The organism is Aliiglaciecola sp. (assembly GCF_039982535.1).
In the GTDB taxonomy this organism is placed as follows: domain Bacteria; phylum Pseudomonadota; class Gammaproteobacteria; order Enterobacterales; family Alteromonadaceae; genus Aliiglaciecola.
The window spans coordinates 46,772-72,348 of the sequence record NZ_JBDWYG010000082.1 but is presented as its reverse complement, the minus strand read 5'-3'; the positions used below and the strand labels follow the sequence as shown (position 1 = coordinate 72,348).

Below are 25,577 nucleotides of genomic sequence, written 5' to 3'. Positions count from 1 at the left end.
TTCGGAGTAACTAACTGCCTAGTAAACCAATATTTCCTTGCTGTTAAGCTACAGCAAGTTAAATTTGAAACCTTAGTTGCCGTATCCCGCTGGCATCAAAAACTCCCAAACAGAGGTTTCGCTGCCCCGTTCGCAAGGGATCTCAATGACTACAGGACCGTCTTTGGAGTCGACTACTGCTTGTTCGAGCAGTTCTTTAAAGTCCTCTGGTGAACTAGATTGATACGCTTTGGCACCAAAACTTTCAACCAACTTAACAAAATCAGGGTTGGTTAACTCCGACCCCACCACATTGCCATTGAAGAAATTAATCTGATCTCGTCTGACGTTGCCGTAGGCATTGTTATTGAACAATAAAATAATCAGTCCAATTTTAAATTGCACAGCCGTCGCTAACTCTTGCACACCGAACATGAAACCGCCGTCTCCGGCAATCGACATTACCACTTTGTCAGGGTTGGCCACTTTCACTCCCATCCCCGTTTGGATCCCATGGCCAAGGTTACCTTGGTAGCCACAGGTCACTAGGTGACGAGGTTCGTAAACTGGAAATCCTAACCAAGACGTAAAGCCAACTTGAGAAATCTCTTCAACAATATAGCCGTCTCTGGGCATAACATCGCGAATGATGTTCAGGTAAGTCATCTGCGGCTGAACTTTTTGAATTTCTTGCCAGCTTTGTGCTTTGATTTCGTTAAAATAGGCTTCTTTACTAGGGCGTGGTGTCGCGTCTTTTTCTAATTCTGTTAGCAGTGCTTGAGTGGCTAAAGTCGCGTCTGCAACAATTGAAACATCGCCGCGCAGTCGTGTTAACTGAGTGGGATCAATATCGATACGCACTAGTTCACATTTAGCCACGCCGTTTTGCCAGCGAAATGCTGGTAATTCCATTCTTGAGCCAATCCCGATCATTACATCAACCTCAGGATACAGTTTATATCCGGCGGCACAGTTGAATCCGTAAGGAGAATCATCACTCACAATGCCTCTACCTCCACGGAAAGACACCACTGGGGCTTGCAACAATTTGGCTAATTGCAGAATTTCATCTTTTGCATCAACGGCACCACTACCGACCATAATCATTGGATTTTTCGCCTTACGGATCATCTCTACCGCAGCTTGAATTTTATTCCCATTGGGTTCATAAGCTGGGCTAGGTATGGCAGGGAAATCCAGATCGACAGTCGCTTTTTGGCCAAAGATATCCATTGGCACTTCGATTGCCACTGGTCTTTGGCGACCAGAGGTTAATTGGGTGAAAGCATTAGACATAGTAGCGGGCGCATCAACTGAATGATTAATACGGGCGGCGCTTTTGGTTAGCACTTTCAAAATACCCAGTTGGTCATCCAGTTCGTGCAACATGCCATGGCCTATACCAACAAACTCACTTGGCACTTCACCAGTAATACATAAAACTGGGGTATTATGGGCGGTACAAAGTGCTGCGGTGGAGTTTAGTACTCCAGGCCCCGGAACCACACAGTAAACCCCAACTTTGCCAGTGGATTTAGCATAGCCGTATGCCATATAACCAGAACCTTGCTCATGACGAGTCACAACCAGTTTAATTTTGTCTTGATATCGACTTAGGGCATCAAAAAAAGCATAAGTTTGCGCGCCAGGGATACCAAAAATGGTATCCACACCATTTTTTATCAAATATTGGATAATGGCGTCTGAGCAAGTGATCTGTGTCATAGTCTACTAAATTCCGTTGATGTTAATGGTCTAATAATGCATCTCAAAGAGACAACTTAAATGGATTAATACCCATTGTTTGTATTTTATTTCTTGTCGCCTTTTTCACTCTTTTTCAGGGTGTTTCAGACTCCTTTGCTGGGATAAATAAACACACCAAAGGGACTAAAACTCACAGAAAAAGGTTAGGTAAATAAGCGATAGTAAAAATAGATGAGCGTAAAGGTGGTTAATATAAACACCCCACACAGGCTCCACACTTTCATAAATAGGCTGGGCCGTAATGCTTCAGGAACTTGTTCGCTCCACATGGCGCGATGATTCAAATAGGCCAAAATAGGGCTAATCACAAAGACGATGACCGAAGTAATATCGATAAAAGTTGCAAAGGATTCAAGCATGGTGGCCAAAATCAGAATTGCCGCAATACACAGCAAGATCATGGCAATGTTATAGTTTTTCTTAGAGCTTAGTTTTAACTCTGGACGGTTAACCCCGCTATCAAGAATTCCAACCAACACCCTAGTCATTCCATCGACCACTGCGAACAGTGTTGAGAACATCACGAAAATCGCAATAGTCGCAATCAATGGAAAGCTCCAAGGACCAATGGTTTGAGTAAACAGCGCCATCAATTGTCTTGAAAAACCCGAGTTACTGACTTCAATAGCCACTCCGGTGTTGTTCATCAAGCCGGTGCCTAACACCAAAAAGCAAAGTGCCAAACACACACTCATCACATAACCCACGTTAAAATCTAGGCGCGCTTCGCGAGGCGTTGGCAATTTACCGGTATCTTCTGCCCGTGCGCAAGTCCAAAGGGATTGGGTCACGGAACCATCGGTTGGTGACGGCATAAAACCAATCAAAGCAACAACATAAAGAATGACGGAGGAATCTATAGCAGGGATAGTGAAAACCGCAGGAGACCATTCCATCTTTCCAGCAACCAAGACCACAGTGATAACAATCAGTACGGTAAAACAGGAAACGACGTATTTAGTTAGGCGTTCCAATAAGATGTAATGACCACTACACAAAAATAAAGCGATCACCGACAACAATGCACTCACCCCCAAAACTGGATTGATTGAAAAATCAAAAGCCGCTTGAAATAAACCTAGAGTGAAAAGAGCAATGGCGCCCACCACAAAAACCATACTGAAAATTTCTGCGAAAGCATAGATTGCGAAGATAAACCAGCCAGCCGTTCGATAACTGGTAATTAGATTTTTCCCCGTTGATGCGGCAAATTCGCCACCAAAACGTAAAGCAGGATATTTAACCAAACAGGCTAAAATGATAATAAATGTGAGCCCTAGGCCATAATCCGCCCCTGCCCGGGTAGACTGCACAAGATGAGAAACACCTACCGCTGCGGCCGCATATAAAATGCCTGGCCCTAACACACTAAAAAACGAGCTAGATTTTCCTTTCATATTTACTTTCTCTTTTTTATTCTTATATGAAGCTATTAAATATATTGAATCGTTTGCTCGTCAAAATCTTATTCGTCTACTAACTAAATAAAAAAGGTGATAGAACATCACCTTTTCCAGCAACTTTAGTTATCTATCTCAATAATGCTTTTTAAGGCCGTTTTAAGTACTTCTGTTTGCTCTGGTTTTAAATTACCCAGCATATGTTCTTCATGCTGCGCAGCAACCGCTAATAAGGATTTCTGTAACGCCATACCTGAATCAGTCAAAACGAGTTTATCGTCGACAGTGGTTAGCGCCCCTTTTTCCTTAAGAGAGTCCACAGATTCACTTAGATCTTCCAATGGTTGCATGGCCAAAATAGACAGGGTCTTTAAGGTATGCACAGGTGTATTTGAAAGAATAGTGACGACTCGCCATTGCTCTGGAGTCACATCACAACCATCAATTAGTTTCGGGTATAAGTCTTGACGATATTTAGAAATAGCAGAATTCAGTAAATATAACAAATAGTTATCTAAAAATTCGTTACCCGTTTCAGCTTGATTTTTCTGCACATTGCCACTTGGATGAGTGGATGTAATAGCGTAACTACCGCGCGAGAAAGCTAAGGGTGTAAGCGAGTCATCGTGGTTGTATTTAAGCACTTCACCAACAATAATCAGGTGATCTCCACCTTCGTAGACATTCCAGGTTTTACACTCAAACTGTGCGCCACAGCCTTCCAATAATGGTGCGCCGCCTAGGCCTTCGGAAAAGGATACATCTTTAAATTTATCTTCTCCTCTGCCGGCAAATTTATTTGAAGTTTCAACCTGATTTTCACTTAACACATTGATGGCAAAGTATTCTGCGTTTGCAAATATAGATTTACTGAAAGCACCTTTATCAATGCTCCACAAAACAAGTGCTGGATCGATAGACACACTGTTAAAACTGCTAGCTGTACAACCTATTGGAGACCCATTTTCATCAACAGTGGTAATTACGGTTACCCCAGTAGGAAATTGCCCTAATGCGGTTCTAAAATCTCGTTTATCAAACTTAGTCGTTGTCATAGTTTTTATCCTAACGTTTGCTTCTAGCTATATATTCTAAAAAGTGGTTAGCGACCTGCTTTATGTGCCGGTAACGTTCCTATACCCCAATGTGCCTTTGAATATTCGCTAATGATCACCCGAATATTTTCTTCCGGTGCGCCGATGGAGTCCATCACGGCTTCAGCCACCGCTTTGATTAACGCTTCTTTTTGCTCCACTGAGCGACCTTCCATCATATTTACATTCACTATTGGCATAGTTGACTCCGTTTTTGTTGACGCTTTCACCTTAATAGACCCTTGCCTAAAGTGCCCTAGCTTGGCTAGTTGAAAACGTCAAAAATTTCTATAATACGATTAAATATCAATAACTAATCTTTCACATTTAGCGCGAGAGCAACATAGTGCGATTTGGTCATTGTCTTCTTTTTCTTCATCCGTTAAAAAATGGTCACGGTGATCAGGAATGCCTTCAATCACATCGGTTATGCAAGTGCCACAAACCCCCTCTTCGCAAGACATGCTGACTTTCACACCAACTTTTCGCAATGCTTTGGCAATGGTATCTTCACTCCCCACAGTCACTGTGATATCACTTTGCTCACAGTAAACTTCAAAGCTATCACCGGATGTATCAACATCTGCACTAAAGTATTCAAAGTGAACTTGCTCGGTGGGATAATCCAATTCTTTGGCGCTGTTAATCACCCAGTCCATAAAACCTGTGGGACCGCATACATAGATATGTGTGCCTGATTGGGCAGAGCCGAAAGTATCTTGTGGTGAGAACAGCTGAGATTTATCTTGATCATCATAGTGGAAACAAACGCGATCACCGAAAGCGCTAACCAACTCATCTTCAAAAGCACCAGCGCCTTTGGTACGGGTACAATAATGCAGTTCAAACTCTTTGTTAGCTTTTAACAATTCGTACGCCATAGCGATCATTGGCGTAATGCCTATTCCGCCGCCAGCAAGAATGGTCTTTTGGGCGTCTAAATTAAGCGGAAAATGATTCCGTGGCGCACTAATTTTAATCTGTTGCTGCTCAGCAAATTCAGCATGGATCTTAGCTGAGCCGCCTCTAGAATTAGGATCGTTTAATACGCCGATCCGGTACACATCGCTAGATGCAGGATCATTACATAAAGAATATTGACGGATTAAATCATCACCGCAATACACATCAATGTGAGCGCCAGCAGAAAATGCTGGTAAGGCTTCGCCGTTAGCCTTTGCCAGTTCCATTACAGCAATTCCCGCACCTTGTTCAGTGCGAGACGTTATAACTACGTCGATTAATTCATTATCCACTAGGTTCTCCTAATCATGCTTAACGCATGTAAATGCCGCCGTTAATATCCCAAGTGGCACCGGTGACCGTATTGGCTTCTTCGGCCGCCATCATCACTACCACTGAACCGATAAATTCAGGGTTGCTCATAGACTTAACGGGGATCATGTTATTAATAATATGTTCAAGTTTATCTGCTGGCACTTTTTCTCTAACAGATGGGATATCTACTGGGCCTGGCGCAATTGCATTTACCGTAACCCCTTGTTCAGCAAACTGTCTGGCAAAGATTTTGGTTAAGGTGGTAATGCCCGCCTTTGATGCCGCATAATGAGCACCAGATGCAGTACCGCCCATTTGCCCTGCAAGGGACGCTAAGTTAATAATTCGTCCAAAACCTTTGTCGGCAAAATATTGTCCGAAGACCTGGCTACCAAGAAAGTTACCGCGCAAATTAATATCCAGCACTTGGCTAAACTCTTCTGGGCTAATATCCATTAACGCCGTGGTTGGTGTCATTGCTGCGTTGTTGACTAACACGTCACAGTGCCCGAAGGTTTCAGTGGTGAAGGCTAAACCAGCGATGAAATCTTGTTTATTCATAACATCAAGTTTAGTTGCCACCGCCACTTTGCCGGTTGGATCAAGTTGTTTAGCGGCATCCGCTACCATTGACTCGTTTATGTCGCTGACTACTACCGAATAACCCGCTTTTATCAAAGACTCGCAAATTACATATCCGAGTCCTTGGGCTGCACCGGTGACCAAAGCGACTTTTTTATTAGCGCTCATAACGTCCCCTTAGAACAAGTAACTGACAGTAGTCAGATGCTGGCTTGATTTCATCACTTTGACGATCTTTTCAGCAATTTTAAAACTGCCACCGTCGCGAACTAATTTAAATTGCAAATTAGCAGGATAACAACGCAGTCCGTTTTTGTTGTTCTCATATAAGCTGTATGCACAACGCACTCTTACAAAGCCGTCGATATCATCTAGGATCCGAAAACGCGACATGGTACGCACGGTTTTTTCACCTAATTGAGTTGAGATAGCATCGCCGCTAGTTAAACGTTCAATGCGTAATTTACGCATTTCATCGTCATCGTAAGCAACGTTTAGGGTATTGGCGTAATCGGTGGCATTATGATCAACAGGAACAATATACAATCCGGTTTCAAGCCATAGATCTAACCACTGCTGGTATTCTTTGTTATCTAGCATATCTGCTTCAATATTCAGAAAAGCAGTGACGTCGGCTAATAATTGCGTATCTAATTTCATTTTATCGCTCCTTATTTTCCGCTTTCCACAGACATCATTTTTTTGTACTTCTGATAAGCTGCGCGCATGCCGGTTTCAGAGCACACCGCTCCTTTAACATTGCCATCAGTGGAAGTTGATAATTTGGACATGCCACGATTCACCATGATCCAACCGTCAGTTCCAGCAATTGAACCGGCTTGAACACGTTCCCAAGCTTCACCATCATCTGGTGTACCAAAGCCCATAGGACCTTGGAAATGTTCATGCAAGCGAATACGTTTTTGGTTGAATGCTTCTGGTGCACCTTTACCACCAATGGCGATATGGTGAATTTCAGTTTCGTTAACGCTAATGGGCACGAGATTACGGAAAAATGCCATTGAACAAGCAATATTCGGGAACAAGTTCAAATTAAATCCGCTACCGCCCACAGCTCTAACTAAACGACGAACTTCTTCGTCAGAATGGCCTTCATCGGCTAAGCTTTTTGCCAAATCTTCAAAACGCTCGGGAATAGGCTCATCGAGATTTTCTTCTAGATCGACCAACTCAGGGATCATCACCATTACACTATGACCATTGCCTAAGTCTTCTACGTAACCTTCACCGTCAAGGAAATCAAAGACTTCAGCTGCTTCTTCGTCAACAGAAGCGATAAATGACTTATGTACTATGGGGAAATGATAAGCGTCTGTGGTGTTCTCAAGCTGAATTTTCCAGTTACCTGGGAATCTGAATCTATGATCACCTAGGGTTTGCAATGGATAACCACCGCCTTGCTTCATAAATAGGTCGATCCACTTTTTCGCGCCACCTAAATGTTCGTCTAGGGATTCTAAATCGTCTTTTAGGGTCGCGAAGATCATACCGTTATAGGATTCTGTGCGAACTTTCACGAGACCGAATTCGGCTTTATCTAGGATATTTTCATATTCTTCTGGTTTTGGTAAGGCACGTAAACTGCCATCCAAGCCATAACCCCAGCCATGATATGGGCAGGTAAAGGCTTTGGTTTTGCCTGATTTTCCTTCACAAACCGTTGCCCCTCTGTGACGACAACGATTAAGCATCACATGGATGTTCTTTTTACGATCACGCACCACAATGACGGGTTGGCGACCAATAGATGCTGTTTTATATGAACCGGCTTCTGGCACTTCACTTTCATGGGCAACCCATACCCAAGTGTTGTTAAAGACTTTATCCAATTCTTCGTCGAAAATTTCCGGGTCTGAGTACAAGGATTTATGCACTCTATCTTCCAGTACCAAATCAGCAGTACTGTTAAGGTTTTTTACTTTAATTTCTGTAGTCATAAGAAGTCCTATTCTGGCACTGGCAATGCCGCGCTGTTATCCCATGGCTTAGCCATAGGACGACTGAATTTATTTTCTGTAACAAAGTGGGAAATTTGGCAAGTCTGTTCAGTTAACGTAAAAGTAGCGGTAATTTTTGCGCAACTCAGTTGTGAACGACCATCAACAAAATCTGAAGGCTGCATGAGTAGCCATGACCCTGTCCCTTTGTTACCGTCAACGGTGATGACTTCATTACCCAAAAGATGCACATTTAAATTAAAATGCCCTGGTAAAGTGGCATATTTAGCAAACATTGCTTGAATTGCGTCTTTACCATCATAACGACCAAATGTTTTGGCGTAGCGCTGCCCTTTACCTTCCCAAATGGCATCTTCAGTAAAAAGATCCATCAAGTTTTTAAGCTCAAAGCCCGGCGCTAAATCGTCACATAGGTGCATGTATTTATTCATGCAAGCACTCACTCTTTTCTCATTTTCTAAGATTGAGAGTCGTTGCTGCAATGCGTCTAGTTGTTGTAATGAAATCATAGGTTCGATACCAAATATCTAGCTTGGAACAACAAGTTCACGGCCAATACGCGCTTCTACCTTGCAGTACTTCCACAAGCTATAAGTGCCATCACCAACTGGGGTAGAACGGAAAAAATCACAACCAGCAATAACGCTTTCAAGATCTGGAACATCGGCCATGATATAAGCTGTCCATGGAGCTGACGCTGATGGGCCAACTTGAATGCGATCATCATCCATAATCCCTAGCACGTTAACGCCAGGTAGATCTGAAATGCCTTTCATCATGGCACTAAAAGCTTGCCAAACATCACCCATGACTTCTTTAGTTGAGTCCATGAAATTTTGATTAACACCGATACAAAACAAGACGCGATGGGAAGTTGATTCACTCATAAGATTTTCCTCCAATGGGGTTTATTATTTTTTATTAATTAAGTTTAAATACTGACTTATAGATAACCAGGGAATGGTGGGTGTCCAAACATGATCGCCCCCGCATTTTGGTAGGTAACCTCGCCCATAAAGGCATGTTGGGTTACCAAATGTGCATCTCTCAAACAGCGAGATAAGGGGTGATCTACATAGGCCCCTTGCATGCCCGACAACTGATAAGCAATGCGAGTGGCTTCAGCACACTCTCTTGCCACATTTGTAGTTGCTAAGCGAATTAGGCTAATTTGATCCTTGCTTGGCTCATCACCTTGCATGATCACATCCCAGACCTCGTCTGTTGCTTCGTAAAAGAACGCTCTTGAAGAACGCACTTTCGCTTCCGCTTTAGCAATATCGATTTGTGCATAGTGACGTTCACCTAAATTCGGTGCGCCAGTCACTGATTTGCGATTTTTAGCTGAGTTCACCACCACATCAATGGCGTCACGAGCAATACCTAACGCGGTCACCGACAAAACCTGAGCCGCAAAAGACAATGAAGGATATTTGAAAAACGGTGTATCAACCGTTGGCGTACCGCCACGAACAAAAGTCCATTCCTCAGGTACAAACACGTCTTCAACGATTAAATCGAAACTGCCCGTCCCCACCATGCCATGAACATTCCAGGTCTTTTCAATTTTGACCTTATCTGCAGGCATCACTGCCATTTTAGGTAACTTGCTGCCGTCATCTGGCATTACACCGACACCTAATAATGAAGCGCCCATGCAACCACTGGCAAATTGCCAGCGACCATTGACGATGTATCCGCCTGTGACTTTTTTCGCTTTTTGTGGTGGGAAAATACCTCCTGCAAAGACTATATCCGCAGAATCTTTCCAAACTTCTTTAAGGGTATCCATTGGTAAGGCAGCTAAATACGCTGGGTTCATACCAAAACTAGCTACCCAACCGGCTGAACCATCTGCGGCAGAAATCGTTTCAATTGCCTTTAAAAACTCGCTAGGCGTTTTACCGCTACCACCAAAAGTTTCTGGTACAAAAGAGCGGTAAATCCCAATGTCTTTGAATTTTTCAACAACATCATTTGAAATAAAACGCTGCTCTTCGAATTCGCCTCTACGGGCACGAATATCAGCAAGTAGAGCACTTACTTTTTCTTGTCCACCCCACTGGGTCATATCCATTGAATTTTTATACATCGCTTTTCTCCACACTTTCAGTGTTGTTGTTATTCGAACAGCTTAATTTTTTTGCAATTGCGCACAGTAGTTCGTCATTTCCTTTAGCGCCCACAAGTTGCATTCCCACTGGTTTTCCCAACTTATTAGGAAGCGGAATGGTAATCGCAGGATGCCCAGATAAATTGAAAGGTCTGGTTAGAGAGCTAATTAAAAGGTCATTTTTACCTGCTAATGCATCCCCTCGTTTGAGTGGAAAAGAAGCAAGTGTGGGTAATACGAGAGCATCAACTCCACTTAAAGCATCGTCGACTTGCTGGCTAAATTGTTGTCTTACCATTTCCGCCTCAGAGACAATCTTGGGGTCAATTTCACTTGCCCCTTGCAATCGCATTTGAATATCACTACCTAACTTGCCGGTATTGACTAAATCACCAAATGCCTGCCACATTTCAAAATTCATGAGTTTCAATGCGGCATCAAAAGCGTCATCTAAAAGATCTAAAGAGGTGTTAGTTAATTCGATGCCATCTAAGTTGATAGCCGCATCAACTAACTGATTAATTTCAGCTTCAGCACTTGCCGCTACACGCGCCAATTTAATCGGTCTGTTAATCGAAATAGGTACAAAGGTATTATCGATACAACGCATTCCATCAATTAAATCATCCGCGCTAAACGCTAACGGACCGACACAATCTAGGGTTGACTCAGCTGGCACCACACCTTTACGACTCACTCGACCAAAGGTGGGCTTAAAACCGAAAACACCGCAACATGCAGCCGGCACTCGAATTGAACCACCGGTATCTGTGCCGATACTGAAATCCACTTTCATTTCAGCAACTGCAACGGCACATCCACTCGATGATCCACCAGGGATATAGTCTGGATATAAATAGTTAATAGGCGTACCTAGATGAGAGTTAACACCGGTCATGCCGTATGCCAACTCATGCATATTGAGCTTACCAACCAACTTCACACCAGATGACAACATGCTTTTAACTACGTCTGCATGTTCAGTGGCGCTAGCATTTTGACTAAAAACTTGGCTACCAGCTTCGGTGACGTAACCGGCAACATCAATATTGTCTTTGATACCCGCAACCAATTGGGTATTTGTGCCAATTTCAATTTTTTTGGTAAATACACACATCGTAATGAATGCCTTGGTTTCGAATACTAATGTTAAAAGACTAATTTAAATTACATGATTATTCAAGTAAATATTAATGTAAATATTTTAATGATAATTTGGCTAAAATAATCATGCACAAAAAATCTAGGTTACTTTTTTAAAGCGACTACAGAATTAAAAAATAGATGGTTAGCCAGTTGTTATTAACAGGCTATAAAAGTTGTCATCAGCGAACTTTTAATTGGAAAACAAAGGCCGCGGCTAATAACAATGGCATAGCAAAGACTGCAAAATTGAGCTCCATACTAAAACCAGAGGTAATTAATAGACCGCCAACGTATGGGCCGATAACAGCTCCAAAACGTCCTAGACCTAAGGCCCAACCAATACCTGTTGCTCGTACCTCAGTTGGATATATTTTTGCCGATGCTGAATAAAGGCCAACGTAGGCACCGAGTAATAGGAAGCCGATGACAAAAAGCAAAACAAACAAATTCATATATTCAAACAGCAGGCCAAATGAAAGCATCGCCAGTCCAGATATTGACAGGAAAATACCGATTAACTTGGTCAAACCAAAGTTAGCCGCGAACCAACCCAAAAGAAGAGAGCCGACTACACCTCCGCCGTTTAATGCCACCGCAGAAAATACGCTGTCTGATTCACTTAGCCCTTCATTAATAATAAGTTTGGGTAACCAACTTAATAAGAAGTAAAGGGAGATAAAGACAAATAGGAAGGTTAGCCATAGCTGTATGGTTTTAGTTCTAAATTGCGGGCTTAATAAACTTAATACACTGGCTTTGTTAATTTTTATTTGGCTATCTACAACAAATTCACTAATGGGGCTGCGTTGCATTTTAACCAGCAAGCCATTCACTTGCTTTAAGGCACTATCCGTTCCTTGGGTTTTCAAAAATTGCAATGATTCGGGAACCAAAAAACACACCACAACGGCCATGATTAAAGTCGCTATTCCCAAGCTGAAGAACACAATTTCCCACCCATAAGTTGGCAGAATTGGCACGACAATAATACCGCCGATAGTTGCCCCTAAAGGGAATCCTGCGGAAATAATGGCCACACTAAAACTGCGATATTTGGTTGGGGTGTATTCCGAGGTTAATGCGGTGATATTAGCTAACATGCTTCCCACACCTAAACCTGTAATAGTGCGCAGCAAAGCTAACTGCCAAAATTCAGTAACTAAACCAGTCAAAAACATGGATATGCCAATTGCAATAACACTGGCAATCAACATTTTACGTCTACCGATTTTGTCTGCATAAGGCGCAATTAACATCGCACCTAACATCATGCCAGCCAGAGTAACACTGAAAACTAGCCCTAGATTAGTGGGGCTTATTTGCAATTGCTCGCTTACACGCTGTGCAACAAAGGACATTGAAGTGATATCGAAGCCGTCTAAAATCATTAGTAAAAATGAAATTAATACGACAAGTATTTGAGTAGAGGATAACTTTCCATCATCCAAAATATGCTCAAAGGTTTGTATAGGTTGCTCTTCTTTCATACATTGCTCTTTATTTAGCAAGTGAATTCACTTTGTAAAAAATATTCGATGAAACCTGCGCTGTTTAAATTGCTCATTTAAAGCGATTGATTAACAGCGCAGCATACGAAGAGAAATATTTGAGTTGCTCAAATACTTCTCTGATTTTTATAAAGTTGCTTAATTTGCTTAGTAAAAGCTATATCTGAAAGAGGCATACCATTGGCGACCGCGATCTCTGATGATCTCAGTTGTACCAACGTTAGACTCGTAACCTGCGGTGATATATTTTTCATCCGTTAGGTTCTTAAGTCCAAAGTCTACGCCGTAGGTTTCATCAGGCGAACGCCATAAAACCGTTAAATCAACAATGGTAACTTCTGGTGTGATGATACCGTCTGTGTTGTCTGGGTTATTGAAGTATTCAGTATGATAATTTGCACTCAATCGAGCCGTTACAAGAGAACCATTTTCAAATTCAACATCGCGAGCCAAACTAATGTTACCTGACCATTCAGGAACATGGTCAAATTTACTATCAACGGTTACAACAGCCGCCAAAGGAGGCTCAACATCGATGTTGGTAAATTTCGCGTCTGTGTATCCAACCGCAGCTTCAATAAACCAATAATCAGCAAAGGCTAGTTTAGATTCAAGTTCAAACCCTGAAATCTCAGCACTACCCACATTCGCTTCAAAGAAGCCTACAAAACCTGGGTTTTGTGTTCTTACTTGAATGTCGGTGTAATCCATTTGGAATACCGCACCGGTAACCGAGAAAGGTTTATCGCTGCTGTCATATTTGAAACCAATTTCATAGGACTCAACATATTCAGGACCAAAAGATGGCACTGTATCTAACGCTGGGAAAATACGCTGAACAAAACCACCTGAACGGAAACCTTCAGTGTAAGAGGTGTACACCATCAACTCATCTGAGGCTTTATAGGCTAAATTCACCATTGGCGTGGTTTCTTGCACGTCAATTGAATTTAAACCTAAAGGAAGAAGTAACGAACCATCTTCAAGGCCGATATTGTTGCTAATAACAACCTGATTAGGATCAAAGGTCTTTTCTTCATCGGAATATCTAAGACCAACAGTTAGGTCTAACTTCTCGGTAAAACTATAGGTTGCTTGAGCATAAATCGCCGAGCTTGTTGTGGTGAAGTCGTTGTCACTATCGAAGTTAGCAATGGCGAAGTCATTGATATTGCGGTTGTTACCTTCTTCGTCAAAGTAATATAAACCGGTAATCCAATTCCACTTCTCATTTTCAGTGGTACCCATTAGCTGAATCTCTTGGGTAAACTGTGATGCTTCGAAGGAATCGTAAAAGTGTACGACTGTTAACGGCGATGCATCTGCATCTCTGGCAAATTCAGCGTCCAAGTCACGATACGCGGTAATCGACTTTAACTGTAAATTATCATTAATATCCCAGGTAACTTGTAAGTTAGCGCCCCAAGCTGTGGTGTCTGAATAGGTAGGTGCTGTTCCTAAGTTCTCACCTTCAGTGGCATATTGATTGTTGTAACAAAGAGGATCTGTAGAGGTGAGTCCAGCGGGATAACCACAGGTTTCAGCTTGCAAAACATTGTTATAGAAACCAGCGAAAGAACCATCTACCAAGGTACCAGCATTTGCGATTTCAAATGCAGGACCATTTTCATTTTCTGTACTGTGGTCAAGAATTAAACTTACTTCAACGTCATCTGAGGCTTCCCAAAGAAGAGAGCCACGAAACGCTAACATATCGTCATCACCTAAATCACCACCAGCTGGACGACTTACATAACCGTCTTGGCTCGCGCTTAAGGCTGAAAAGTTGCCGTACAGATTATCTGTTAGTGCGCCGTTTACCGACACTTTTAGTTTGGCTAATGAATCGGTACCTATGGTTGCATCCACGTAACCTTCAAAATCTTCTGTGGGCTTTTTGCTGTAAAGTGCGACAGCTCCACCCACACTGTTTCGGCCAAATAGAGTCCCTTGAGGACCACGAAGAACCTCCACGCGATCAACGTCAAGTAAATCAACAGTGGCACCTACGGTTCGAGCGATATAAACGCCATCTACGTAGAAACCAACGCCGTTATCGATTGTTCCCAAGAAGTCTCGTTGACCTACGCCGCGAATGTACACAGTGGCAACAGAGGACGAACCACCTGCTCCAGGACTATTCTGATACGTCAGGTTAGGTGTCACACCACCTATTTCAGAAACATTTTCTATCCCCCTAGCTTCAAGACCGTCCCCAGAAAATGCGGTCAACGACAATGGAGCCTCTTGCAAACTCTCTTCACGCTTACGCGCAGTAACCTGAATCTTTTCAATCATAGCGCCAATACCAGATTTACTCTCGGCCGGGGCTTCATCTTCTTGTGCATGTACAGGTGTGATAGCGATAGCTGAAACGACGGCCAAAGACGCTGGAATGCGCGCATTAAATATCGTTCGAGTTATTTTATTTAGCTTGCAGTTGAGTGACATATTTGTGCTCCAGTGGTTATGTTCTAATTATTCTATGCTAATTTGTATGAGTTATTACGTTACATGTCAAGTAATAACTCAACAATATTTGATTTATTTTTAATCGAAGAAGCGCTTTTTAAAAAAATATGATTGTCTTTTACGTTTTTTATCAAGTAATATTGCCAGCATTATTGTGTTAAAAATGTAACTAACATGTTGAATGTATGAAAAAAAATACTGATAAACTAAATAAATTCAAACCTGCGTCAGAGTGTTTCGAATTCCAACAATACCCATTTTACTGGCTAATGAGAGTGGGAAGTGCTTATTCCATGAGAATGGAAAAATCACTTAAAAAACAGGGTATTAACCTTACCGCTTGGCGTATACTGATGATTCTTAGGGAAATGGGAACCTTGAGTGTTAGTGAGGTAGCCACCCATGCTGTGGCAAAAACTCCGACCATCACAAGAGCTACTTATAACCTTCAAGAAAAACAACTTGTTCTAATTCGCACCAGTAAAAATGACGGCAGAGTGTCAATTGTAGAGTTAACTGAAAAAGGCAAAAACGTGATTGCCAATATTATCGAAAACTCACAAAAACTTTTCGACAATATTTACGAGGACTTCACTGCTGAACAAATCGAAACCTTTAATCAGACCCTGCAGAAGCTCTTCCTCAATCTAGACGAAGCATAACCTAAAGTAGCATGCTTTGGAAAATCCTAGGCCCCCTCAAAGGGCCTAGGATTTTACTTTAATAATTCCTCACATATCTTCTTCAGCCAACTTGTCATGGGCCCTTTTGATGACATAGGCACGAATGGCTTCCACGTCGCTTTCTTCAAGAACTTGTTTAAATGAGACCATTCCGTTAGACGATAAAGCTCCACCTAAAACCACACTTTTCCACGCTTCTTTATTCAGATTAAATGGGCTGTAACGTAAATCAGGCAACACTCCGCCAGACACTACAGTGTCACCGTGGCAGTTAAAACAAAATTGCTGATAAGTAGCTCTTCCGTGATTGATCACCTCTTCAGATGCGGTTTGAGGAGGAGGATTGAGAGTTCGTTTCACCACATTATTCAGGGGAGGAAGTTGTTTATTGCCGCCCAATTTGAAGACCAACACACGATTAACTTTATTGGCGGCAGAATCGGCAACCGCTTCACCTAGAAGTAACGGCATAATACCCCCCCAACCTGCCAATATTGCCACATATTGTTCACCGTCTATTGCGTAGGTGACGGGTGCAGCAACGATGCCAGTTTGTGCGTTGAATGACCACAGTTTGTCACCATTTGCTGCATTGTAAGCATTGAAATTACCAATTCCATTGCCTTGAAAGAGTAATCCACCAGCGGTAGATAAAGCGCCGCCATTCCACGAAACTTTATGCTCAACCGACCAAGCCGCCTCTTGTTTAACCGGATCCCAAGCTAGCAAATACCCTTTGAACATCGCCTTAATCGCTTTACGAATGTTCACATCTTCAGGCATTGCGCCTACCACAGGATCGATCCCAAGGTTTACACCAATGGAGTTGTATTCAAAATTTGCATCGCTTTGAAAATTAAAAGGCAGATCCATCGCTGGAATGTAAACTAATCCAGTATCAGGACTGTAACTCATGGAGTGCCAACTGTGGCCACCAAACGGGCTTGGCAGTCCCATGAAATTCTCTTGTTTATACCGTGCGCCTTCAACCACGGCTGGTCTGCCGGTTGTTTTGTCAATGTGCGTGGCCCAACTCACGTTAACAAAGGGTTCGCCGGATAAAAACTCGCCCGTTTCTCGATCGAGTACATAGAAAAAGCCATTTTTGGGCGCTTGCATAATCACTTTACGTAATTTGCCATCGATTTCCATATCCGCTAACACCATTTGCTGTGCAGCGGTGTAATCCCAACTATCTCCAGGTGTCGTTTGATAATGCCAAACATACTCACCCGTATCAGGACGAACTGCGACTATGGATGATAGGAAAAGATTATCGCCGCCTTGGGGGCTGCGAATATTTTGATTCCAAGGAGAGCCATTACCCACCCCGATATACAGTAAATTAAGCTCAGGATCATAGGACATAGAATCCCATACAGTTCCGCCACCGCCTAACTTCCACCATTCCCCTGTCCAGGTTTTAGCGGCCATTTCTAAAATAGGGTTTTCAAAGGGCTTGTTAGGATCCCCTGGCACGGTATAAAAACGCCAATTCTGTGCACCGGTTTGCGCATCATAGGCCGAGACAAACCCACGAACACCAAATTCACCACCACCATTACCAATGATGACATTGCCTTTTACCACTCTGGGCGCGCCAGTAATAGAATAAGGAATATCGGTGGGAGTGGTTTGCACTTCCCAAACCAGCGAACCATCTTTGGCATCTACCGCAACTAATCTACCATCAAGGGTGCCGGCATAAACTTTGTCACCATAAACAGCAACACCACGATTGACCACATCACAACATAAATTGACGGCCCACTCAGGTGGCACCTTAGGATCATATTTCCACAACAAACTGCCGGTTTTAGCGTCTAGTGCATAAATGCGACTCCAATTTCCGGTAATATACATCACTCCATCTACAACAATGGGAGTAGCTTCTAACCCCCGAGTGCCATCTAAGTCAAAATCCCATTGCAGACCTAAGTGTTCAATATTGTTTAGATTTACCTGATCCAAAGCACTGTACCGCTGTTCTTTGTAGGTTCCTCCGTGGGATAACCAGTTTTCAGGTTCAGAATCAGCATTAACTAATCGTTGATCTGTAATCCCAGCCATTAACTGACTCTGACTGTTTGTTGCCTGTTGTGAACCAATTTGTGTTTCAGGTTGGGCTTGTTGCTTTGCGCTATCGCAACCATAAACACTAATAGTAGACAGTAGAATGAGAGATATTTTGATTGTTGATGAGGTTTTCTGTAGCAATACGCTATTCATGTGGGCCCCTTTTAAAATGAGATTCTTATTATTTGTCGTCCCACAGTAAATGATAACAACAGGGCTCACTATCCGAATTCGCGCTCAACTATCCAATTTTGATAACAATTGACAGCAAAGGAACAATGGCGTAAAAAAAACAAGACGAACAAAAATAAGAAAACAATATGAACTCCAACTTGCCATTGCATCAGTTTTCTCGGTTTTCGTCGAAAAATGTGGATGAAACCTTAAAAAATGTAAGCAATATATTTTGCCCTCATCAGTTTGAACTGCTTGAGCATGCACGCTCGCTTTCAGTGCTGGTGAATGAAGCAAAGTTTGCCCAATCGGCGCTTGTGTATATTTCTTATGGCGCAGCTGTGCGTATCCAGACGGAACAATTAGGCAGTTGCTTTCTGATCCAAGTGCCATGGAAAGGTCAGGCCGAAGTAGCCATAGAAAACGTCATAACTCAAATTAAGCCTGGCATTGCCAGCGTGGTTTCTCCCGATCAAGCCATGAATATGCGCTGGTCAAATGACTGTAGTTTTTTCACGGTTCGCTTAGATAGGGAAAAAGTCGAAAGAACCCTTAGCAAACTGCTAGGCCACGAACTGCAAGAGCCGTTAATATTTGATTCTGAGTTTAATCTGACCACTGCCGAGGGTAAAAGTTGGATGAATGCGGTGAATTTTGCTAAACGTCAATTAGAGCTTCCCCTTGCTCCCATAGTCGCCGCTCCCCTGCTGCAACAAATTGAAGACACCTTGTGTTTAATGCTACTGCAATTACCCCACCATAACTATCGGCATAAATTGAATGCTGGGCGCGATAATGTCACCCCAAGATCGGTGAAACGCGCGCGAGATTATATTCACGATAATATCCACCTAGATATTTCCTTAGAGCAACTGGCAACGGTAACAGGTGTAGTGCCCTCTACTTTAAATAAACACTTTAGTCATTTTATTGGTCAATCACCGATGAGATATGTTCGAGGACAAAAGTTAGCGGCAGTACATGAGGTGTTACGCTGTTCAGAAGAAGACATTAATGTGACAGATGTAGCAATTAAATACGGTTTTAATCACTTAGGAAGGTTTGCTCATTACTATAAACTGAAGTTCGGTGAACGCCCCTCAGATACCCTAAATAAATCTAAACTGTAAACAGAGAAATCGAAGGTAGCTTAACGATATTAAGCTACCCTTGTTATCAATGTTGTACCTGCGAAGAACTTGTCTTTGGTTACACTTTACTGACTTTTATGGTCTGCACAGAGGTGTATTCTTCTAATCCTAGTTGTCCAAATTCAACACCAAGGCCGGATTGTTTCACCCCACCAAAAGGCGCGTCAGGTTGCACATTACCGTGTTCATTAATCCAAACAGAACCGGTTTCCAATCGCGATGCTAATGCATAAGCTTGTTTAGTGTCTGATGACCAAATTGAACCACCAAGGCCAAATTGGTTGTCATTAGCCATTTTAATGGCCTCGTCTATATCGGTGTATTTAATAACTGGTAACACAGGCCCAAACTGTTCTTCGTCTACTAAACGTGCACCGTTAGATATATCACCAATAATCGTTGGCGGGAAAAAGTAGCCTTCGCCCTCAGCGACTTTGCCACCAGCTAAAAGTGTCGCGCCATTGGCTAAAGCATCTTCTGTCAGCTCAATGACTTTATCGAGTTGGGCTTTGTTTTGTACCGGACCAAATTCAGTTTCCTCATCCATGCCATTGCCCACTTTCACCGTATTAGCAAACTCCACTAACGCGTTGCACACTTCGTCATAAATAGACTCGTGAACATACAGACGTTTTAAACAAGCACAGGTTTGACCGTTGTTGTGGAAACAGGACAAAAACAAGTTCTGCGCAATGGCCTTCACATCGGCATCGGGTAAAACGATGCCTGCATCATTGCCGCCTAACTCCAAAGTTAATCGCTTTAAGTTACTTGAGGCTAAGCTCATTATTTTTTTACCCGTAGGAGTAGATCCGGTAAATACAATTTTATTGATATCTGGGTGGGCTGAAATCGCATTACCTACATCTGCATCACCGGTAATAACATTGAGCACACCTGGTGGTAACACTGTGTTGGCTAATTCTACAAAGCGCATGGTTGCCACTGGAGTCAGGGGTGAGGGTTTAATGATCACAGTATTACCGGTCTTTAAGGCTGGGATAACATGCCAAATAGCAATCAGTAATGGCCAATTCCAAGGTGTAATGGAAGCCACAACCCCTAAAGGTTTTCTATGTACTTCGACCCTAGCTTCGTCATTGTCTTGGATAACTTGAATAGGAGAAGAAAAGCTGCAAGTTGCCTGAATCCAAGCCATTGAGCCCCCCACTTCCATGCCGGAACCGATTCCGCCAAAACCATTAAAGGGTTTGCCATTTTCTTGAGTAATAAGTGCCATGATATCAGGCATGTTGCTTTCTAATAGGCCAACCAAGGCATTCATTTTTTCAATGCGGGCTTCTTCCGGTAGTTGACTCCATTCTGGGAAGGCATTTTTTGCTGCAACAACAGCCTCATTAACAGTGCTGACATCGCCTAAAGCACAAGTCGCAAATGGCACACCTAACGCGGGATTAATCACATCAAAGGTTTTTCCAGACGTATAGTTTTTGCCATTTATGGTCATGTTAAATTGTTGCATATTTTTATCCTTATTTTTTTTATAAAACAAAATCTAAACTTTTCAATACATCAAGCTACCTGATATTGAATGATAAATAAACATTAAATTTCACGTTATATTTCATCTTAATAGTTACGATACTTTTCAATAAATAACAGACAAGCCAGCGCCTGTTCATCAGGGGCCAGAAAAAAGCGGCTAAAAGAAGGAAGTAAAAACCGAACTCAGGAGCAGGATATTGGGATAGAGATAGTGAATAAAGTGAGCGTAAAGACTACACACATCGCCTGCAATTTTTACTCGAAACTCGGATTAAATTTTCCATCCAATGAACACCAAACGCCTGTCGCCCTGTGCAAAGACGCGTTTGGTTAAATGGAATAAGCCTTGCTTAGTTCAATGTTAGCAACACAGGTCTAAAGATATTGAGAGTATTCTCAACTCTGCGGACATCTTAAATATACGCTAACAGCGTTTCGATTAAGGAGCATAAAATGGCAATTGTTAAATGGGCAACCGCAAAATATGAAGGGCTAGGAAAAGACGGTAAAGGACATGTATCAATGGAGTCGGGAGCATTGCAAGATCATCCCTACGGATTTAATACTCGATTTGAGGATAAGTCTGGTACAAATCCAGAAGAGCAAATCGCCGTCGCTCAGGCTTCGTGTTTTACCATGGCATTATCAATGAGTTTGTCAGAACAGGGCTTTAAAAAAGGCACTTTAGAAACCAAAGCGGCAATAACATTGGTGAAAGACGATGATGGCTTTTCAATCAGCAAATCTGAAATAACCTTAGATGCGCAAGTACCAGGGATGGATGGAGCTGATTTCGAAAAAGTAGCAGTGGAAGCAAAGTTAAATTGTCCAATTTCGAAATTATTGAACTGTGACATCACCTTGGATATCACATCTTTTAAAGACAATTAAATTTGCAGCAATCATCAAAAAAGGTAGCCCTTGGGCTACCTTATGTTGTGTTAATGAGTTGGCATTAAACACACTTCTCGAATGTCACATCGTGGGTTAGCTGAGATGGCATAAAGCACTGCATCAGCAACATCACTGGGGTCGAGTTTATCCGGCTTAGCTTCATCAAAAAATGGCGTATTAACCATACCCGGGCAGATAGTAGTACAACGCCCATTCCACTGAGCCATTTCTTCTGCAAGGTTTTTACCAAAGCCGTAAGCGAACCACTTAGAAGCACCGTATACCGAGCCCTTGAGGGTAATCTTTCCGGCAATCGAACTGGTAATAATAAAGTGTCCTTGGGTTTTGCGTAAATAGGGCAAACTAGCTTTGGCGGTAAATAACAATGCATTAATATTCACGTCTAGCATGGTTTTCCAATCTTCGACATCACCTTGTTCAATACCGGCAGCTTTAGAACCCGTTCCAGCATTTGCAAACACGACATCTAAGCGACCAAACTTATCGATAGCTTGGTTCACAACACCTTCTATTTCGGACAAATTAGTGACATCAGCTTTAACAGGTAAAACCTGTTCTTCGCCCCACTTTTTTGCAATATCCTTTAATTTATCAATGCTGCGCGCGGTTATTACTACTTTATGTCCGGCTTTAACCACTTTTTCTACTGTTGCGGCGCCTATTCCACTAGACGCCCCCGTTATCAATACCACTTTTTCTTCAGCCATTAAAATATCTCCTATACTTCAAACGAAAGTAACCTGATCACTCACATGCTTTGTAAGCCAATCAACTATTAATTCAGTAATTTTTCGCTAATCGCTTCTATGAAAGCAGGGATATCATCCGGATTACGACTGGTGATCAGCTTACCATCCACTACGGTTTCATAATCTTGCCAGTTCGCCTCGGCATTTTTTAAATCTGTTTTAATGCTGGGGTATGAAGTCACTTTTTTGCCTTTAATAATGTTAGCTTCGGCCAATAACCAAGGACCGTGACAAATAGCCGCTATGGCTTTGATCTGACTTTCTTGATCCGCTGATTTAATGAAATTCACCACTTTTGGATCGGTACGAAGAATGTCTGGATTCATCTGTCCGCCGGGCAGAATAACTGCATCATAATCACTGATATTGGCTTGTTCGATTTGTTTATCGACTTTAACTTCTTCACCCCAGTCTTTTTCGTCCCAGCCCCGTATTGTCTCATTACCGTTAATAGAAATGATATGGGTGATTGCGCCTCTTGCTTCGAGCTCAGTTTTTGGATCCAACAATTCACTTTGTTCAAAACCATGGGTGGCAATAATGGCAAGGGTTTTAGTATTTAACATAGTACTGTTTGACATAACTTCTCCAATTACTCGGTTAATTAATATGCAAAAGTTCATTTATTGAGAGCAAACTTCTGCAGAAACAGAGTATGAGTTGCAACACCTATACCAACACACAGAGATACCTCCAACCCATTAAAATTAGGCAGTGTGAGGGTTTCCCTAAAAAGGTAGCGTTAGCTAAATCAGTTTTTCCTGTGGTTTCGCCAATTAACTTTGTAAGATTTTCACATTGTTACCCTGCCGCCTACTTACCCTAAAAGGTATTTCGTTGTTATTCTTCTAGCGTGTTTTTTCAGACTGATTCCGTAATTAGAGCAGCGAAAATATCGTAATAAATGTTTACCTCTTCAATTTTCCGTACCGAGTGGTATAATAAGCGACAATTCATTTTATAGGTAAAAGTAATGGCAAGCGGTCGTAAACGAGAATTTGATTCCGACGCTGCACTGGACGCCGCCATGCATGTTTTTTGGCAGAAAGGTTACATCGGTGCATCACTCATGGATTTAACTGATGGCATGGGCATTAGTAAGCCAAGTATGTATCGTGCGTTTGGTAACAAAGAGTCACTATTTGTGAAGACCACCCAACGCTACATTGAAACCAAAATGAAAGCCCATGTTGAGCTATTGTTTGAGGCAGGGGTGCCTTTAAAACAGCGCCTTAAAAACCATATGATGTCGATTGTTGATATGCAATGTAGCTCCGAGCAAGTGAAGGGATGTTATTTAGTGCTCTGCCAATCTGAAATCATTAGTGGCGTTATTCCTAAAGAGGCGGAACAGATCCTTGTGGAAGCCGAAGCCATGCCCATGCAATTGTATACAGATTTATTTGAGCACGATCCTGAAGCTATTGAGTTAGGCTTAAATCACAATGCCCATACCAACGGCCTTAGTCTATACACCATGTTAAAAGGAACAGCCTCGATGGCCCGTTCCGGTATCAGCAAAGAAGAACTTGCACGCTCAATAGATACTATTATTAACGGTATAGGACTGCATTAATTACCTACTTAAGGCCATTTAGCAACTCATCTAATTGGCTAATTTCAATATCAGGCTCTACTCCCCAAGGATCGAAAACCGCATTAGCACTGCGTTTTAACCATGCGGCATGCAAACCAAGTGACTTAGCGCCGATTACATCAAATGGGTTACTAGATATCAACCAAGTGTTTTGGGCAGTTGCATCAATTCTATTTAACAAATGTTGATATATCTGCGGATCCGGCTTAAATGTTTTAATTTCATCGGCACTCACTACAGCATGAAAATAATCTGCAATTTCAGCCTGTTCAAGTAGGCCTTGAACCGAATCAGACTCACCATTGGAAAAGGCAATTAATCGATACTTTTGTGCCAATTTAGGCAAGGCAATTGCGACATCATTAAAGGCAGGTAAACAACCGTATTGTTTTAAAAGTTGTTGTTTTTGCAACTTAGTGAAACTGATATTGAGTAAATCACAGGTGAAGTTCAAGGCATCTTGAGTGCAAATGGAAAACGGCACGTAACGGCTCATTAAGCCCCGTCTGAACGAGTATTCTAACTGTTTTGTTCTCCACGTATCAGAAAACAACTGTGCCTTATTCCCAACCAGGGTTTTTAACTGTTCTAACACCCCTTGGGTGTCTATCAATGTGCCGTAAACATCAAATGCCAAATTCACTTTCATACTACCCCGCCCTGTTTTTACCAATAGATTTAGCCACTTAAGTTATCTTTGCAAGACGAAATAAGCTTACTAAACAAATATTCTAGCAATCACCATTGACTTTAACGTACCGGTCGGTACAATGCAAACCAAGCAATCCGTACCAATCGGTATAGATAAAAGTTTAAGGAACTTATCATGACTACATTAACTATTCACACAATTGAATCTGCTCCAGCTGACAGTAAACCTTTATTAGAAAATTCAGTAAAAGGTTTTGGTATGCTGCCTAATCTTCATGGCGTTTTAGCAAGTTCTCCTCAAACCCTAGAGGCGTACCAAAGATTGCATCAATTATTTATGGATACCTCCTTTAATGCAGATGAGCTTACCGTTGTTTGGCAGGCCATCAATGTAGAGCATGGTTGTGGTTATTGTGTTCCCGCGCATACCTTTATCGCAAACTCAATGGGAGTTGCTGCGGAATTGACGGAAGCTTTGCGTAACCAAGAAGCAATGCCAAACGCTAAATTGCAGACTTTGTTTGATACAACCATCACTATTGTGCGTAACCGTGGCATTGTATCTCAAGCAGATTTAGACAAGTTCTACGCAGCAGGTTACGGTGAGCAGCAAGTGTTAGAAATTATTTTAGCTTTGTCGCAAAAAGTAATTAGTAACTACACTAACCATATCGCTAGTACCCCTGTTGACCAGCCTTTCGAAAAATTTGCATGGTCTAAAAAAGCGTAAAGATCATAAACCTTAAATAAATAGGTT

Annotated in this window: 24 protein-coding genes; 5 read left to right on the top strand and 19 right to left on the bottom strand. The window is 42.2% G+C overall.

What is annotated here, in order from left to right; translation table 11 throughout:
* Window positions 1-72: 72 nt before the first annotated feature.
* From ABJV04_RS21245 to ABJV04_RS21180, 14 genes are all read right to left on the bottom strand, one after another.
* Window positions 73-1,704 (bottom strand): thiamine pyrophosphate-dependent enzyme, encoded by a 1,632-nt coding sequence (locus tag ABJV04_RS21245; RefSeq protein WP_348493787.1) that lies wholly within the window; start codon window positions 1,702-1,704, stop codon window positions 73-75.
* 185 nt (window positions 1,705-1,889) lie between these two features.
* A complete protein-coding gene (locus ABJV04_RS21240) occupies window positions 1,890-3,143 on the bottom strand; it encodes a hypothetical protein (protein WP_348493786.1) in 1,254 nt (417 codons plus the stop codon).
* Window positions 3,144-3,268: 125 nt separating this feature from the next.
* Window positions 3,269-4,201, bottom strand: a complete 933-nt coding sequence (locus tag ABJV04_RS21235; RefSeq protein ID WP_348493784.1) for a flavin reductase — start codon at window positions 4,199-4,201, stop codon at window positions 3,269-3,271.
* Between the two features lie 47 nt (window positions 4,202-4,248).
* Entirely contained in the window at window positions 4,249-4,440 is a 192-nt protein-coding gene (locus tag ABJV04_RS21230; RefSeq protein WP_348493782.1) for a 2-hydroxymuconate tautomerase, read from the bottom strand.
* A gap of 99 nt (window positions 4,441-4,539) precedes the next feature.
* Window positions 4,540-5,496, bottom strand: coding sequence for a PDR/VanB family oxidoreductase (locus tag ABJV04_RS21225; protein WP_348493780.1), 957 nt, complete (start codon window positions 5,494-5,496; stop codon window positions 4,540-4,542).
* Between the two features lie 19 nt (window positions 5,497-5,515).
* Window positions 5,516-6,268: an SDR family oxidoreductase gene (locus tag ABJV04_RS21220; protein WP_348493778.1), complete on the bottom strand. Its 753-nt coding sequence runs from the start codon at window positions 6,266-6,268 to the stop codon at window positions 5,516-5,518.
* A 9-nt stretch (window positions 6,269-6,277) separates the two neighbouring features.
* A complete protein-coding gene (locus ABJV04_RS21215) occupies window positions 6,278-6,760 on the bottom strand; it encodes an aromatic-ring-hydroxylating dioxygenase subunit beta (protein WP_348493776.1) in 483 nt (160 codons plus the stop codon).
* Window positions 6,761-6,771: 11 nt separating this feature from the next.
* Window positions 6,772-8,058, bottom strand: coding sequence for an aromatic ring-hydroxylating dioxygenase subunit alpha (locus ABJV04_RS21210; protein WP_348493774.1), 1,287 nt, complete (start codon window positions 8,056-8,058; stop codon window positions 6,772-6,774).
* Between the two features lie 8 nt (window positions 8,059-8,066).
* Window positions 8,067-8,588 (bottom strand): nuclear transport factor 2 family protein, encoded by a 522-nt coding sequence (locus ABJV04_RS21205; protein ID WP_348493772.1) that lies wholly within the window; start codon window positions 8,586-8,588, stop codon window positions 8,067-8,069.
* Window positions 8,589-8,606: 18 nt separating this feature from the next.
* The gene (locus ABJV04_RS21200; protein WP_348493771.1) at window positions 8,607-8,966 is read right to left on the bottom strand and encodes an IacB protein; all 360 of its coding nucleotides are present in this window, start codon (window positions 8,964-8,966) and stop codon (window positions 8,607-8,609) included.
* 56 nt (window positions 8,967-9,022) lie between these two features.
* Entirely contained in the window at window positions 9,023-10,171 is a 1,149-nt protein-coding gene (locus ABJV04_RS21195) for an acyl-CoA dehydrogenase family protein (RefSeq protein WP_348493770.1), read from the bottom strand.
* A complete protein-coding gene (locus ABJV04_RS21190; protein WP_348493768.1) occupies window positions 10,164-11,309 on the bottom strand; it encodes an amidase in 1,146 nt (381 codons plus the stop codon). Before ABJV04_RS21190 ends, ABJV04_RS21195 begins: the two co-directional genes overlap by 8 nt.
* A 208-nt stretch (window positions 11,310-11,517) precedes the next feature.
* Window positions 11,518-12,825: an MFS transporter gene (locus ABJV04_RS21185; RefSeq protein WP_348493766.1), complete on the bottom strand. Its 1,308-nt coding sequence runs from the start codon at window positions 12,823-12,825 to the stop codon at window positions 11,518-11,520.
* A gap of 168 nt (window positions 12,826-12,993) precedes the next feature.
* Window positions 12,994-15,297: a TonB-dependent receptor gene (locus ABJV04_RS21180; RefSeq protein WP_348493764.1), complete on the bottom strand. Its 2,304-nt coding sequence runs from the start codon at window positions 15,295-15,297 to the stop codon at window positions 12,994-12,996.
* A 206-nt stretch (window positions 15,298-15,503) separates the two neighbouring features.
* Between ABJV04_RS21180 and ABJV04_RS21175 the strand changes: the two genes are divergently transcribed.
* Window positions 15,504-15,980, top strand: coding sequence for a MarR family transcriptional regulator (locus tag ABJV04_RS21175; protein ID WP_348493762.1), 477 nt, complete (start codon window positions 15,504-15,506; stop codon window positions 15,978-15,980).
* A gap of 69 nt (window positions 15,981-16,049) precedes the next feature.
* Here ABJV04_RS21175 and ABJV04_RS21170 read toward each other — a convergent pair whose 3' ends face one another.
* The gene (locus tag ABJV04_RS21170) at window positions 16,050-18,230 is read right to left on the bottom strand and encodes a PQQ-dependent dehydrogenase, methanol/ethanol family (protein ID WP_348493760.1); all 2,181 of its coding nucleotides are present in this window, start codon (window positions 18,228-18,230) and stop codon (window positions 16,050-16,052) included.
* Between the two features lie 167 nt (window positions 18,231-18,397).
* Here ABJV04_RS21170 and ABJV04_RS21165 point away from each other — a divergent pair, with 167 nt between their 5' ends.
* Window positions 18,398-19,381 carry an AraC family transcriptional regulator gene (locus tag ABJV04_RS21165; RefSeq protein WP_348493758.1) on the top strand — a complete coding sequence of 328 codons (984 nt, stop codon included), beginning with the start codon at window positions 18,398-18,400 and terminating at the stop codon, window positions 19,379-19,381.
* Window positions 19,382-19,460: 79 nt separating this feature from the next.
* Here ABJV04_RS21165 and ABJV04_RS21160 read toward each other — a convergent pair whose 3' ends face one another.
* The gene (locus tag ABJV04_RS21160; protein ID WP_348493757.1) at window positions 19,461-20,885 is read right to left on the bottom strand and encodes an aldehyde dehydrogenase family protein; all 1,425 of its coding nucleotides are present in this window, start codon (window positions 20,883-20,885) and stop codon (window positions 19,461-19,463) included.
* A 476-nt stretch (window positions 20,886-21,361) separates the two neighbouring features.
* On the opposite strand from ABJV04_RS21160, the gene ABJV04_RS21155 reads away from it, so the two are divergent.
* Entirely contained in the window at window positions 21,362-21,799 is a 438-nt protein-coding gene (locus ABJV04_RS21155; protein ID WP_348493755.1) for an OsmC family protein, read from the top strand.
* A 50-nt stretch (window positions 21,800-21,849) separates the two neighbouring features.
* On the opposite strand, the gene ABJV04_RS21150 is transcribed toward ABJV04_RS21155, so the two are convergent.
* Window positions 21,850-22,530: an SDR family oxidoreductase gene (locus ABJV04_RS21150; protein WP_348493754.1), complete on the bottom strand. Its 681-nt coding sequence runs from the start codon at window positions 22,528-22,530 to the stop codon at window positions 21,850-21,852.
* A 68-nt stretch (window positions 22,531-22,598) separates the two neighbouring features.
* The gene (locus tag ABJV04_RS21145) at window positions 22,599-23,153 is read right to left on the bottom strand and encodes a type 1 glutamine amidotransferase domain-containing protein (RefSeq protein ID WP_348493752.1); all 555 of its coding nucleotides are present in this window, start codon (window positions 23,151-23,153) and stop codon (window positions 22,599-22,601) included.
* A gap of 392 nt (window positions 23,154-23,545) precedes the next feature.
* Between ABJV04_RS21145 and ABJV04_RS21140 the strand changes: the two genes are divergently transcribed.
* The gene (locus ABJV04_RS21140) at window positions 23,546-24,148 is read left to right on the top strand and encodes a TetR/AcrR family transcriptional regulator (RefSeq protein WP_348493750.1); all 603 of its coding nucleotides are present in this window, start codon (window positions 23,546-23,548) and stop codon (window positions 24,146-24,148) included.
* A 4-nt stretch (window positions 24,149-24,152) separates the two neighbouring features.
* On the opposite strand, the gene ABJV04_RS21135 is transcribed toward ABJV04_RS21140, so the two are convergent.
* A complete protein-coding gene (locus tag ABJV04_RS21135; RefSeq protein WP_348493748.1) occupies window positions 24,153-24,818 on the bottom strand; it encodes a haloacid dehalogenase type II in 666 nt (221 codons plus the stop codon).
* A 177-nt stretch (window positions 24,819-24,995) separates the two neighbouring features.
* On the opposite strand from ABJV04_RS21135, the gene ABJV04_RS21130 reads away from it, so the two are divergent.
* Window positions 24,996-25,550, top strand: coding sequence for a carboxymuconolactone decarboxylase family protein (locus ABJV04_RS21130; protein ID WP_348493746.1), 555 nt, complete (start codon window positions 24,996-24,998; stop codon window positions 25,548-25,550).
* The last annotated feature ends 27 nt before the right edge of the window (window positions 25,551-25,577 follow it).